Annotated in this window: 11 protein-coding genes and 1 tRNA gene; 8 read left to right on the top strand and 4 right to left on the bottom strand. The window is 68.2% G+C overall.

Annotated elements, in window-relative coordinates; translation table 11 throughout:
• Window positions 1-28 precede the first annotated feature (28 nt).
• The 7 genes from V6K52_RS16155 (at window position 29) to V6K52_RS16185 (ending at window position 8,187) form a co-directional block, all read left to right on the top strand.
• Window positions 29-3,652, top strand: coding sequence for a TM0106 family RecB-like putative nuclease (locus V6K52_RS16155; protein ID WP_353951141.1), 3,624 nt, complete (start codon window positions 29-31; stop codon window positions 3,650-3,652).
• Between the two features lie 271 nt (window positions 3,653-3,923).
• Window positions 3,924-4,469 (top strand): ABC transporter substrate-binding protein, encoded by a 546-nt coding sequence (locus V6K52_RS16160; protein ID WP_353951142.1) that lies wholly within the window; start codon window positions 3,924-3,926, stop codon window positions 4,467-4,469.
• Window positions 4,470-4,567: 98 nt separating this feature from the next.
• Window positions 4,568-5,035: a hypothetical protein gene (locus V6K52_RS16165; RefSeq protein WP_353951143.1), complete on the top strand. Its 468-nt coding sequence runs from the start codon at window positions 4,568-4,570 to the stop codon at window positions 5,033-5,035.
• Between the two features lie 476 nt (window positions 5,036-5,511).
• Complete coding sequence (locus V6K52_RS16170) at window positions 5,512-6,594, top strand: sigma-70 family RNA polymerase sigma factor (protein ID WP_353951144.1); 1,083 nt, start codon at window positions 5,512-5,514, stop codon at window positions 6,592-6,594.
• Window positions 6,595-6,596: 2 nt separating this feature from the next.
• On the top strand, window positions 6,597-7,493 hold the full coding sequence (locus V6K52_RS16175; RefSeq protein WP_353951145.1) for an STAS domain-containing protein: 897 nt from the start codon (window positions 6,597-6,599) through the stop codon (window positions 7,491-7,493).
• On the top strand, window positions 7,490-7,873 hold the full coding sequence (locus tag V6K52_RS16180; protein WP_353951146.1) for an STAS domain-containing protein: 384 nt from the start codon (window positions 7,490-7,492) through the stop codon (window positions 7,871-7,873). The genes V6K52_RS16175 and V6K52_RS16180 overlap by 4 nt, the downstream gene beginning before the upstream one ends.
• The gene (locus V6K52_RS16185; RefSeq protein ID WP_353951147.1) at window positions 7,870-8,187 is read left to right on the top strand and encodes a phosphatase RsbU N-terminal domain-containing protein; all 318 of its coding nucleotides are present in this window, start codon (window positions 7,870-7,872) and stop codon (window positions 8,185-8,187) included. Before V6K52_RS16180 ends, V6K52_RS16185 begins: the two co-directional genes overlap by 4 nt.
• Window positions 8,188-8,217: 30 nt before the next feature.
• Here the strand turns inward: V6K52_RS16185 and V6K52_RS16190 are convergent, their stop codons facing one another.
• The 4 genes from V6K52_RS16190 to V6K52_RS16205 form a co-directional block, all read right to left on the bottom strand.
• Window positions 8,218-9,261: a YhjD/YihY/BrkB family envelope integrity protein gene (locus V6K52_RS16190; protein ID WP_353951148.1), complete on the bottom strand. Its 1,044-nt coding sequence runs from the start codon at window positions 9,259-9,261 to the stop codon at window positions 8,218-8,220.
• Window positions 9,262-9,305: 44 nt separating this feature from the next.
• The gene (locus tag V6K52_RS16195; protein ID WP_353951149.1) at window positions 9,306-10,076 is read right to left on the bottom strand and encodes a glucose 1-dehydrogenase; all 771 of its coding nucleotides are present in this window, start codon (window positions 10,074-10,076) and stop codon (window positions 9,306-9,308) included.
• Window positions 10,077-10,174: 98 nt separating this feature from the next.
• Complete coding sequence (locus V6K52_RS16200; RefSeq protein WP_353951150.1) at window positions 10,175-11,395, bottom strand: globin domain-containing protein; 1,221 nt, start codon at window positions 11,393-11,395, stop codon at window positions 10,175-10,177.
• A gap of 255 nt (window positions 11,396-11,650) precedes the next feature.
• Window positions 11,651-11,723, bottom strand: a tRNA-Ala gene (locus V6K52_RS16205).
• A gap of 73 nt (window positions 11,724-11,796) precedes the next feature.
• Here V6K52_RS16205 and V6K52_RS16210 point away from each other — a divergent pair.
• Entirely contained in the window at window positions 11,797-13,017 is a 1,221-nt protein-coding gene (locus V6K52_RS16210; RefSeq protein WP_353951151.1) for an AI-2E family transporter, read from the top strand.
• Window positions 13,018-13,061: the final 44 nt, after the last annotated feature.

Genomic DNA, 13,061 nt, shown 5'->3' on the forward strand with positions numbered 1-13,061 from the left:
GTCGGGGGCCGTCCGTACTGTGTGAAACATGTTCCTCCTTCGCGACGACGGGCGACTGATCCTCAGCCCGAGCGACCTGCGCCTCGCCTCCCAGTGCGAGTTCGCTCTCGTCCACGAGCTCGACGTCACGTTGGGTCGCGCGCCCAAGGCGCCGCAGACCGAGGAGCTGATGATGGAGCGCCTCAAGGAGCTCGGCGACGCGCACGAGCGCCAGGAGTTGTTGAGGCTGTCGGCCGCGCACCCGGGACGCGTCAAGCAGTTCCCACGACCGGCATACGATCTCGCCTCCCTCACGGCTGCGCACGACACGACCATCGCGACGCTCGGCGGCGATGACACTGATGTCGTCTTCCAGGCGACCTTCTTCGACGGCGGGCTCGTCGGGCATGCCGACTTCCTCGAGCGCACCCCCGACGGGTGGCTCGTCTGCGACACCAAGCTCGCGCGGCACGCGAGCGTCCCAGCGTTGCTGCAAATCGCGGCGTATGCCGCACAGCTGCGTTCCGCAGGCGTGCCGACTGCCCCCGTGGCCCGGTTGGTCCTGGGCAGTGGCACCGCGACCGACCACCTGCTCGACGACATCCTTCCGGTCTATGCGGCGCGGCGGGCTCGGCTCGAGTCTGTGCTCACTGAGCACCGGGCTGAGTCAGGGATGGCTGCGTGGGGTGACTCGCGGTGGCTGGCGTGTGGTCGGTGTGAGGTGTGCGAGGCCGAGTCCGAGGCCGCGCGTGACGTGCTGCTGGTGGCGGGAGTGCGGTTGCCGCAGCGTCGCCGGCTGCTCGAGGCGGGCGTTTCGACGATCGAGCAGCTGGCCGTGCGCACCGAGCCGGTGCCGGATGTGCGCGAGTCGACCCTCGATCGGCTGCGTGAGCAGGCGCGGTTGCAGCTGGTGCAGGAGGCCGATCCTGACGGTCGTGTCGTGGCCGAGGTGACGTCAGCGGCGGCCCTGCGTGTGCTGCCGCCCCCGAGTGACGGTGACATCTTCTTCGACTTCGAGGGTGACCCCTTGTGGAGCGAGCGAGGTTCTCACGACTGGGGTTTGGAGTACTTGTTCGGGTTGGTCGAGATCGACGGCGTAGATCTGGCCAAGGGCGAGAAGCCGCGGTTCGAGACGTTCTGGGCGCATGACCGAGCGCAGGAGAAGCAGGCGCTCGTCGACTTCGTCGCCTATCTCCACGAGCGCCGGCGGCGGTGGCCGGACCTGCACGTCTATCACTACGCGCCCTACGAGAAGACGGCGTTGTTGCGGCTCGCCGCGCGCCATGGGGTGTGCGAGGACGACATCGACCAGTTCCTGCGCGACGGGGTCTTCGTCGACCTCTATGCCGTGGTGCGAGCGGGGATTCGCGTCTCGCAGCGCTCCTACTCGATCAAGAAGCTCGAACCCCTCTACATGGGCGACCGCACGGCCGCGGTCGCCAAGGGTGACGACTCGATCGTCGCCTACCACCGCTTCGTCCTCGCCCGCGAGATCGAGGACCGCGCCACCGCCGAGCGTGAGATCCAGGACATCGCCAACTACAACGAAGAGGACTGCGTCTCAACGCTGCTCCTGCGCAACTGGCTGCTCTCACGTCGGGCCGAATCCGCTGACGGTGTCGGCGCGGCCAACGGCGCGACAGCCGCACCGGTGGTCGGCGACGGGTCCATGCCCGGCGCGGACATCTCAGCGCAGGTGCCGAGTGAATCCCGGCTGGCCCTGCTCGAGCTCGAGCGGGTGTTGCGCTCGACGATCGACGGCGTCAAGACACAGGACCGCACCCCCGAGCAGCAGACGATCGCGATGGTGGCAGCGACGCTCCTCTTCCACGCCCGTGAGGACAAACCGTTCTGGTGGAAGCACTTCGACCGGCTGCGCCTGCCCGTGACCGAGTGGATGTCGGACCCTGGCGTCTTCCTCATCCACGACAGCGAGGTGGTCGAGGACTGGCACAAAGCCACTGCGCGCCAGCGGCCCCGCCGCACGATCGTCGTCAAGGGCGAGCCGATGAGTGGGGTGCTGCTGGCGCCGGGCGCGGAGATCGCGGCCGTCTATGCCGCTCCCCCGCCGTTGGGTGTCGAGGTCCTGCCCGGCCACCTCAATGCGAAGTCCTCCGCGTCGGTCAAGGTCCTCGAGACCGATGACGTCATCGCTGCCAACGGCCGCGTGCACCAGGTCCTCACCCTCGAGGAGCTCATGCCCAAAGACGGTGACGAGCACTCCGACGCACCCGCTGCCCTCGTGCCGGGCGGCATCGTCCGGACCACCAACATCGACGCCGCTCTGGAGCGACTGGCTCGTCGCGTGCAGGCGTCCCTGCCCGAGCTGCCAGCGGGCGCCGGGGTCGACGTGCTGCTGCGTCGTTCGCCCCGGCTGCGCTCGGGTGGTGCGCTGCCCGTCGTCGGGGAGGGCGACGATCGCTACGTTCGCGCCATCGAGGCCGCCCTGCTGGACCTCGACCACTCGGCGCTGTCGGTGCAGGGCCCTCCCGGGACCGGCAAGACCTACGTCGCGTCCCAGGTCATCGCCCATCTTGTGCGCAATCACGGGTGGCGGGTCGGGGTGTGCGCCCAGTCGCACGCCTCGATCGAGAACGTCCTCGCCGCTGTCGTCACTGCTGGTGTCGAGCCGGAGCAGGTCGCCAAGATGACCAAGGAAGCTGCCGAGCCGACCTGGACCAACCTCGCCTCGGCAGATGACCTCGCGGGTTTTGCAGCCGAGCAACAGGGGGGCTATGTCATTGGTGGCACGGCGTGGGACCTCACCAATCCCAAGCGGGTCCAGCCCGGCCAGCTCGACCTCCTCGTCATCGATGAGGCCGGCCAGTACTCCTTGGCCAAGACGCTGGCCGTCGCCGAGTCGGCCGATCGACTTCTCCTGCTGGGTGATCCGCAGCAGCTGCCCCAGGTGTCGCAGGGCACGCACCCTGAGCCGGTCGATGCCTCGGCCCTCGGCTGGGTCATCCGCGCCGAGCGAGACGACGAGCGCGTGTTGCCTTCGACCCATGGCTACTTCCTGGAGACGACCTGGCGCATGCACCCCGCTCTCACCGAGCCGGTGTCCCGTCTGGCCTACGAGGGTCGGCTGCGCTCCCACGAGGACCGCACCACCAAACGCCTGCTCGACGGCGTGGAGCCGGGGCTGCACGTGCGAATGGTCGACCACCGCGACCGTTCCCAGTGGTCACCCGAGGAGGCCGACGCCGTCGTCGACCTCGTCCGTGACCACGTCGGCCGCCTCTGGCAACTCGCGCCCGACGCCCCGGGTCACCCGCTGACGCAGGAGGACATCCTCGTCATCACGCCCTACAACGCCCAGGTCGGCACGTTGCGCGCCGCCCTCGACGCCGCCGGGTTCGTCGACATCTCGGTCGGCACGGTCGACAAGTTTCAGGGGCGAGAAGCCCCCGTCGCGATCGTGTCGATGGCCGCCTCGGCCCACGCCGACGTCCCCCGCGGCATCGGGTTCCTTCTCGACCGCCACCGCATCAACGTCGCGGTCTCACGAGCCCAGCACGCGGCATACCTTGTCCGTTCGACAGTGCTCACGGACTTTGCGCCGCGCACGCCCGACGAGCTCACGACTCTCGGCGCCTTCCTCGGGCTGTGCGAGCGGGCTGTCTCCACCCAGCACGTCACCGCAGTGTCGGCCTCCGGCGCCCGTCTCGGCTGACGGTCTGGGAGCAGGTCCACGGGTCCACGAGCCTGACGCCTCCGACCTCATCACATGACGCGAGCACCATCCCCGACGCGGACCGCACACGGTCATGGTCGCGCCTGCGCGCAGCCACCTTCCCGGGTCCCAGGGCCGTCGCTTCGCGTCATGTGAGCCGGTGGCGGGAGTTCTCTTCAGTGTGGCGGAACGACCTGCAACCCCCACAGGGCGACCGCCACGACGGAACCAACGCCATGGAGCCCGACCGGGCCCACCAAAGGAGAACGTCATGCTGAAGTCCAAGCTCATCGGAACCGGAACCGCGGTCCTGCTCGCCGGAGCCCTGGGGTTCGCCCCCGGTGCCGCGTCGGCCAGCGCTGCGCCCGCCTCGACCACCGCAAAAGCCGTCGCCGCCGCTGCGCCAGCCGCCACCACGCTGCCAGTGACGGGCACCCTGCCCGGCGGCACCGCGTTCACCGGCGCCCTGAGCAACCTCACGACCTCAGTGGTCAACGGGGTCCTGCAGCTGTCCGGCACGATCACCGGAACCGGGCTGCCGACCGGCGGCACCACGTTCACCGCTCCGATCCAGGACCTGGCCGCAACCAACGGGTGCCGCATCCTCACCCTGGATCTCGGGCCGCTCAACCTGGACCTGCTCGGGTTGGTCATCGACCTGTCGGCGATCTCGCTCGACATCACCGCAGTCCCCGGGGCAGGCAACCTGCTGGGCAACCTGCTCTGCGCCATCGCGGGGCTGCTCGACGGCCCGGGGAGCGCGCTCGGCGGCCTTGCCGCCCTGCTCAACCGCCTCCTCACGGGTCTCGGTCTCTGACCGACACCGCCGTGCCAGTGGCGCCCCTGCCCTCTCCCCCGGGGCGCCACTGGTGCCTTGCACCACCCACCGACACCCATCTCTCCTGGAGGCCCCCGATGACGGTGATCGCCTTCCGACCCCGTCCCAGATCTGATGCCACCACCCGCTCAGGCTCCAGCCAGTCCGAGCACTCCTTCGGCGAGGAGGCCACGACATTCACCGGCGTCTTCCGTTCTCCCAGGGGCCGTCTGGGGAAACTGAAGGGTCACCTGCGGCTGCAGCGCATCGTCATCACGCCCCGTGGCACCTTCGTCACCGGAGTCTTCACCGGCGAGTTGCGTGAGCCTGACGGAATCCTCATCGGCGTGGACAGTCGGCTGGGCACCGCGCCTGCGGATCTGGAGTGCCACGCCGTCGGCATGCGAGCGGTGGTCCGCCCACTGAAGCTGGATCTCATGGGCATCACCGTCGACGTCGCAGGCTTCGCCGTGTTGCCCGCACTGGTCCTGCCTCCCGCGCGCCGTCGCATCGGATCGCGGGCCAGCCGCCCTCGGTCCGTCACCAGCGTCATCCGCCCGCTGTGAAAGCCGTCGCCCTGGCCACGCCCGGCGTCGCGCTGGGGCTGGTCCACCTCATGCACTTGCTCGAGGTCTGGGCAGTGCCAGGGAGCGCAGCCCAACACAAGCGAACACCCGTCCCCCACGACAAGGAAGTCACCATGGCCGCCACCACTGGCCGAAGACCTGATTCGTCGATCCACCTCAAGCCACTTCCACATGACCCACCTCCACCTCCGGGATGGGTCGACCCCCTGGAGGGCAGCGATGTCGAGGATCTGTTCGGGGCAGCAACGTCGCCTCCGACCCGCGCCACTCACCCCACCGCGCCGACGCGCGGCTCGGGCTGACGGGTTCAGACTCTGATGTGGCCGGAGCCGGAGCCCGCCGCCACGTCGCCACGCGGGGTGGCGTCGGCACCCCGGCGCTGTCCCCGGCCGGCATACAAAGTCGCAGGTCACGGCGGGTGCTCACGACCCCAACGCCAGCGTAGGGTCACCCACGTGAGCCCGGCGCCCGCCCGCGACGAGCCACAGGATGTCGCAGAGTCGGCGGACATTGCCGCACTGTTGCCCATGCTGCGGCGGATCGTTGGTGCCCGCATCGGCCAGCACCCCGCCGCCGAGGACATCGTTCAGGAGACCCTGCTTCGGGTGTTGTCGGCGGAGGCGAGAATCCAGCCCGGCATGCTCGCGCCATATGCGATCACCACGGTGCGCAACGTCATCGCGACCATGTGGCGCAAGAACGACCGGGACGCCCGCAACCAGCACCGCATGCACGACCCGAGCGAACCCGAGGACGCCGAGCACCTCGTCGTCGCGTCCGAGGAACAGTCGGCGATCAGCCTGGCCCTGGGTCAGCTGACCGACCGCGAGCGCCAGATCCTGCTGGCCCACGAGGTGAACGGTCAGGCCACCCAGTCACTGGCCGCCGAGACCGGCAGCACGGCCGGAGCCGTCGCAGCCCAGCTCAAACGGACACGCGCTCGGTTGAGAGTCGAGTACGTCCTGGCGCTGGAGGGCATCGAGCCACCCACGGAACAATGCCGTCCAGTGCTGTTGGCTCTCTCCAGCGCCGACCGGCGCCGACAGGGCGAGCTCGACGCGGCCCGGCACCTGCTCGAGTGCGAGGTGTGCGCCCGGCTGAGCGAGCCCCTGCTGGGTCGTGGTCGGGTGCGTGAGGACGAGATCCACGTCCCGATCAGCGCCGACCCCGACATCGTCGCGGCACGTCAGGCCGCTCGAGAGGTCGCAGTCCGGGCAGGCTTCACCGGCGCCGACCTCACCTTGTTGGCCACTGCGGTCTCCGAGGTGGCCCGCAACATCGTGCGGTTCGCCTCGAACGGCGAGGTGAGGATAGAGCTCCTCGAAAGGCCACGAACCGGCATACGCATCGTGGCAAGGGACACCGGGCCCGGCATCTCCGACATCGACCTCGCACTGCAGGACGGGTTCAGCACCAACAAGGGGCTTGGCCTCGGGCTGCCTGGTGCCCGTCGACTGATGGACGAGTTCAGCATCGACACCAAGCCCGGCCAGGGCACGACCGTGACCATGACCAAATGGTTCGAGAAGAAGGGATGAGCATGGACGCTCACAACTCAGACGAGATCCTCGTCCCAGAGGGCAAGTCGCCGCCCGGGCAGCAGCTCCTGCCGCAACTGGTGGCACACCTGCGCGAGCACCGGGCGAAGCTTCGCGACGACTGGGCCTCGCGGATCCATGAGGCACACCTGCTCGAGGCGATGACCCCGCAGGAGATGGTCGCCGAGACCACCTCCGTCTACGACAACTACGTCGAGGTGCTCGAGACGGGGAGCGTGGAGGCGCTGCAGCACTACGCGCGCGACCTTTCCGAGCGCATCATCCCCCGCGGTGTCGAGACCCACGAGGTCGTCGGCATCGTCCTGCTCCTGCGCGACGTGCTCGCGCGATCGCTGTTCGAGAAGTACCAGCGTGACGTCGGCCTGCTCAACCGGGTCCTCGATGCCTATGAGCCCGCAGCCAACCGGATCGCCAACACGGTGGCCGTCAGCTTTGTCGATGAGCGCGAACGCGTTATCCGACAGCAGCAGGACGCCATCCGCGAGCTGTCGACACCCGTGCTCCCGGTGCGTGAACGCCTGCTCATTCTGCCGATCATCGGCGTCCTCGACAGCGAGCGGGCCAAGCAGCTCACCGGTCAGCTGCTGGGTGGCATCCGCACCCACCGTGCCAAAGTCGTCGTCATCGACATCACCGGTGCACCCGAGGTCGATGAAGCGGTCGCGAATCACCTCGTCCAGACGGTGGATGCGTCGCGGCTCATGGGCGCCAGCGTCATCATCACCGGGCTCTCCCCCACCATCGCGCAGACCTTGGTCACCATCGGCGTGGACCTGAGCAAGATGAACACCATCGGAGACCTCCAGGGTGGCCTGGAGGAAGCAGAGCGTTTGCTGGGCTACACGGTCACTCGCAAGGGGGTGACGGACGGCTCGTGAACTCCGGACCGGCACTCGTCTCCATCCTGCGACAGGGTGACACCCTCGTCGCGTCGGTCCACACTGCCCTGGACGACTCCGAGATGGTCCGGTTCCAGAACGACCTCGTCCAGCAGATCGGTCAGCACCGCGCGCGAGGCGTCATCATCGATGTCGCTGCACTGGACGTCATCGACAGCTTCGCCTCTCGCACGCTCCAGTCGATCGCCGACATCGCCCGACTGCGTGGGGCTGTCACCGTGATCGTGGGGATACAGCCGGACGTCGCCTTCGCCATGGTGCGGCTCGGCATGGGAATGGGCGAGGTCCCGACGGCCTTGGATCTCGAGGAGGGGGTGGCTTACCTCGCGCGACTCCGAAGCGCTGGAGGGCAGGCATGAGCGAGGTGGCCGACCTGACGCGCGACTACCGAGTCGCCTGCCAGCGCTACCTGTCGCAACGCAGCGAGGCAGCGCTGACGCTGGGCTACCAGATCGGGCGCCGGGCCGTTGACGAGCAAGGCGTCAGCCTCCTCGATCTCGTGAGTGTCCACCACGTCGTCCTCGCCGAGGTCCTCGACGCCTCACCGGACGGGGGTGACCACGGTCAGGTCATCGCGGCCGCGTCGGAGTTCCTCCTCGAAGTGCTGTCCACGTTCGACATGGCGCACCGAAGTCTGGGCAGAGCCAACGAATCCGGGCAGACGGCGGACTGACGTCACCATGGCGCACTGCCCGGCTGGCACTCAGCGCGCTGACGGATCCGGCGGGCTCGGTTGCTCGGTCGCCGGCGCGGGCGACCCAGGAGTGAGGTCAACGGGGCTCTCCGGGCGCGGCGCGAAGTCGACATCGATCTGTTGGTACTCCTTGAACTGGCCGATCCGTGCCTGCTGGGCGTAGGCACGGCGGTCACCGTCCGTGAGGTCGACGTCATCGGTGAACTGCGTGAGGAGCGCCCGCGGATAGAGGTGGCGTTCGCGCACGACGTCCGCCTCAGCGAAGAGCACGGTCCCGAACGCGGCCAGGTGGAAGAACGCGAAGAGACCGATGACGATGCCGAACACGCCGTTGGTGGCGGACTGCGAGCGCGCAGCCGACTCGACGAGCCCGACCCCGAAGTACTGCAACACCTGCCACGTCGCGGCAGCCCCTATCGCCCCGATGGCGACCTGTCGCAATGAGAGGTCGAGCGCCACGGCACGGCGCATCCCAAGGGCGAACACCAGCGCCGTGCCGACGAAGGTCAACACCGTGACGACGGGCCTCGTCATCACAGGGAAGCTGTCGCTGGCCCGAGAGCTGACGATCGAGATCGCTGTCGTCAGGATGACGAAGAGCAGGACCGTCAGCAGCAGCAGGAAGCTGCGCCCTCGCGCTCGGAACGGGTTGGGTCGAGAGTTGCGCGGGACTCCCCACACGGTGTTCATCGCGTACTGGAAGGCCTGCCCCACGCCGAGCCCGCCATAGAGCGCGACGACGATGCTCACGACGATCCCGGTGATGCTTCCGCGCAGGGTCTGTGGCTCGCCCAACTGCGCTCCGATGACCGGGATCTCCGACAGAGCCGAGTTGAGCACTCGCTCCCGCAGGTCGTCATAGTTCGACAGGACGAAGCTCAGGGCCGTTGTGAAGAGGATGAGCAGCGGGAAGAACGACAGGAACGCGTAGTAGGCGATGAGCCCAACGAGGTAGCCGGCTTGATCGTCGACGAACTTGTAGATGACGGCAAGGGGGAACCCCACGACCGGGTGCTTGCGCTGGAAGCGATCCAGCTGTCCGACTTGTGCCACGCGGGCATCACATCACACCCGGCCTGCAGCAGAAACCCGGCCAGTCAGAAGGCTGTGTAGCCGCCGTCGGCGACGAGCACCGAGCCGGTGATGAACGAGGAGGCGTCGCTGGCCAGGAACACCACCGCGGGCGCCAGCTCCTCGACCGTTCCGTAGCGCCGCAACGGAGCGTCCTCGATCCAGTTCTGGCGGAAGCGCGGTTCGTCCACCGGCGACATGTCCGTCTTGATGTAGCCGGGCGCAAGGGCGTTGACGCGCACGCCGAACTCGCCCCATTCCGCCGCGAGGCTGCGAGTGAGGTGGTGCACGGCGGCCTTGGAGGCGTTGTAGGCCGGCTGCCACTGCGGCCGGTTGACGATGAGTCCGGACATGGAGCCGATGTTGACGATCACCCCGGCGCGTTGCTGGACGAAGTGCCGGCCGAAGGTCTGGCTGCAGGTCCACACCGCGTCGAGGTTGACGGACATGACCTTGCGCCAGTCCTCCGGCGTCACGTCCAGTGCCGGCGCATGGACGCACGCGCCTGCGTTGTTGACGAGGATGTCGCATCGCCCGAACCGGGCGATCGTCTCCTCCAGCGCCGTGGACACCGCATCGGGCTGGGTGACGTCAACCGTCAGGTATGCCGCGTCGACGCCTTCCTCGGTGAGTTCCCGGGCGACGGCCTCACCGCGATCCCGGTCGCGGCCGAGCAGCATCACCGCGGCCCCCGCACTGCCAAGGGCCCGCGCGAAACCCTCCCCGAGACCGCGGGTCCCGCCCGTGACCACGGCGACCCGTCCTTCAAGGCTGAAACTGCTCCGGATGTCGATCACGATGCGTCCTCTGCTGGTGCTTCGTTGGTGACACGGCCCGTCCGCGGACCGACCCGCTCACCCAGGAGACTAGAGCCCGAGGCTGACTCCAGGTCCGCTCAGGCCGACGCCAACCACTTGTCGGGGCCGAAGACCTCGTAGTGAATGTCAGTCTCAGGGACGTTCTGTTCGATCAGGCTGGTGCGCACGGACTCCATGAACGGCAGCGGTCCGCACAGGTAGAACTGCGCGTCTGTGGGGATCTCCACCGTCCCGAGGTCGACGCGTCCGGCCCGGAGGACGTCGCGGGTCGGGCGGACACCGAGGTCCTCGTACCACCGGTGCAGGGACGCTGTCGGCATCGCTGCCACCAACTCCTTCAGCTCCTGCCGGTGGGCGTGCCGCGCCGGTGAGCGGTCGGCGTGCAACACCAGCACTTCGCGGGCCGAGCCGATGCCCGCCAGGTAGTGAAGGATGCCAATGATCGGGGTGGCGCCGATACCCGCAGAGATGAGGACCAACGGCTGGTTCGAGTCCTCGACGACCAGGTCGCCGAAGGGAGCCGAAGCCCTGATCTCGTCACCCTCGAAGAAGTTGAGGTGCAAAAAGTTCGACACCTCGCCAGCCGGAATGACGGTGCCGTCAGCAGCATGAGTCATGGGGGCGGCCTTGACCGAGATTCCCCACTCGCTGGGCTCGGAAGATCGAGTGAGGCTGTACTGGCGGATCTGACGGGCGCCATCCGGCAGGGTCACCTGGACCGACACGTACTGTCCCGGACGCGCATCCGGCAGCGCGCTGTGGTCGGCGGTGCCGATCACAAAGGACACCGTGTCCGGCGACTCCTGACGACGTTCGCGCAGGACGAGGGTGCGCCACACGTCACCGTCTGCCACGCCGGCTTCGGCGTACAGGCCCTTCTCGATGGTGACCAGCGCTCCGGCCATGTGCCAATAGACCTCGTCCCAGGCGCTGGCGACCTCGGCGGTGACCGCGTCACCCAACACCTCGATGATCGCGGCGAACAAGTGCTCGTGAACGATCGGGTACTGGTCCTCAGTGATGCCGAGCGAGGCATGCTTGTGGGCGATGCGGGCCAGCACCTCGACCGGGTCGCGCCCGTCGTCTGCCACCAAGAGCGTGGCGTACGCCGCGATCGCGCCCGCGAGCGCGCTCTGCTGGTCACCTTGGGCCTGGTTGCCCCGATTGAACAGATCACGTTCGAGCTCCGGATGTGCGGCGAACATGCGCTTGTAGAACACCGGCGTGATGTCGCCGATCGCAGCGCCTATGACGGGCAGCGTGGTCTTGACGACGGCGGCGGACTTCGTGGACAGCATGGGGTCTCCGTGAGGTGTCGGGGAATGGGCCAAGGCTTCTCCGACGCTGACGAGAAGCCGCTTCGAGCCCCACTTGATCATCGCGCGAGCAGGCGCCGTAGGGCCAAAGGTCCCCCAGCCCTCGGCACCCCGCCGATCGGGCCGGCCTGAACCGCCAACACCCGGGGCCCACACGAACGGTCGGGTCCGATTTCCCACGAGAAGACCCCGCCCGACCAGGCATGTTCGTGCCGGTCAAACGGGGTCTCACCCGGGTGGAGCTGAGGGGATTCGAACCCCTGGCCTTCTCGATGCGAACGAGACGCGCTACCAACTGCGCCACAGCCCCATTGAGCGGCCTCACGATAACACCGGGCAAGGTCCGTCACGAAACCGGACGAGCGCGGCATACGCTCAACGACATGCGCCTTCGTATGCCGTCCGGCCGAGTCGGCAGTGCCGACCCCGCTGACCTGCCAAGACTCGGGATGTCGACCACAGCTCCGGAGCCTGCCGCGGCCCCCCACCAGCCCGCTCTCGACACCGATCCGGCGCATCAACCAGCCTCCTGGCAGGTCCCCATGGGAGTGCGCACCGCGAGCGAGTGGTCCTGGCGACTCATCATCGTCGCGGCCGCCATCTTCGGTGCGCTCTGGATCATCGCCTACCTGTCCGCGGTCACGGTGCCGATCATCATCGCGATGCTTCTCGCCGCCCTGCTGATGCCCGTGACGCGCAACCTGTCTCGCGTCATCCCGCGAGGTGCGGCAGCCGGTCTCACGGTCCTTGGGACCCTCGCGGTCATCGTCGGAGCACTGAGCTTCGTCGGGTCGCAGTTCACCTCGCAGTTCGGTGACATCCGTGACCAGGTCGGTGAGGGCATCGACGAGATCCGCGGCTGGTTCCGCACCAGCTTCGGCATCACCGACACCCAGGTCGATGAATGGATCGACAGGGCCCGCGAGCAGCTGAGCTCGGGTGGTGGCAATCTCGGTGAGACGGCCGCGCAGGCCGGGCTGACCGTGACGCACGTCGTCGCTGGCTTCTTCATCGCGCTGTTCGCGTTGTTCTTCTTCCTCTATGAGGGAGAGCGCATCTGGGCCTGGGCCGTCCGCCTCTTTCCCGCGAGTTCTCGTGACCGCGTCCACTCCTCGGGCGTCATCGCGTGGGGCCAGCTGTCGGCGTTCACTCGCGCGACGATCCTCGTGGCCGCCGTCGACGCCCTCGGCATCGGCATCGTGGCCGCCCTGCTCGGCGTGCCCTTCGCCTCGGGCGTAGCCGTGCTCGTGTTCTTTGGTGCCTTCGTGCCGGTCATCGGTGCCGCCATCTCGGGCGCCGTTCCCGTGCTGCTCGCCCTCGTGGCCCTCGGCCCCGTCCAGGCGCTCATCATGCTCGGTGGCGTCGTCGCCGTGCAGCAGCTCGAGTCGCACGTCCTGCAGCCGTTCCTGCTCGGTCGCGCTGTCCGCGTGCACCCGCTGGCCGTCATCCTCGGGATTGCCGCCGGTGTCGTCGTCGCAGGCGTCCTCGGGGCACTGATCGCCGTCCCGCTCGTCGCCGTGCTCAACGCTGTGGGCCACCACCTGCTCGATGGTGAAGAGGTGCGGCCCGACCTCGAGGAAGAGCTCGAGGAAGCCGATCACTAGAGCCAGCCCCACCATGCCGAACGCCCCGCGATGTCATCGCGGGG

Origin of the sequence: Knoellia sp. S7-12, assembly GCF_040518285.1 — a bacterium.
GTDB lineage: Bacteria > Actinomycetota > Actinomycetes > Actinomycetales > Dermatophilaceae > Knoellia.

Coding starts and splice junctions, on each gene's coding strand:
- V6K52_RS16155 (WP_353951141.1), top strand. CDS start 29: ATGTTCCTCCTTCGCGACGACGGGCGACTGATCCTCAGCCCGAGCGAC.
- V6K52_RS16160 (WP_353951142.1), top strand. CDS start 3,924: ATGCTGAAGTCCAAGCTCATCGGAACCGGAACCGCGGTCCTGCTCGCC.
- V6K52_RS16165 (WP_353951143.1), top strand. CDS start 4,568: ATGACGGTGATCGCCTTCCGACCCCGTCCCAGATCTGATGCCACCACC.
- V6K52_RS16175 (WP_353951145.1), top strand. CDS start 6,597: ATGGACGCTCACAACTCAGACGAGATCCTCGTCCCAGAGGGCAAGTCG.
- V6K52_RS16185 (WP_353951147.1), top strand. CDS start 7,870: ATGAGCGAGGTGGCCGACCTGACGCGCGACTACCGAGTCGCCTGCCAG.
- V6K52_RS16200 (WP_353951150.1), bottom strand. CDS start 11,395: ATGCTGTCCACGAAGTCCGCCGCCGTCGTCAAGACCACGCTGCCCGTC.
- V6K52_RS16210 (WP_353951151.1), top strand. CDS start 11,797: ATGCGCCTTCGTATGCCGTCCGGCCGAGTCGGCAGTGCCGACCCCGCT.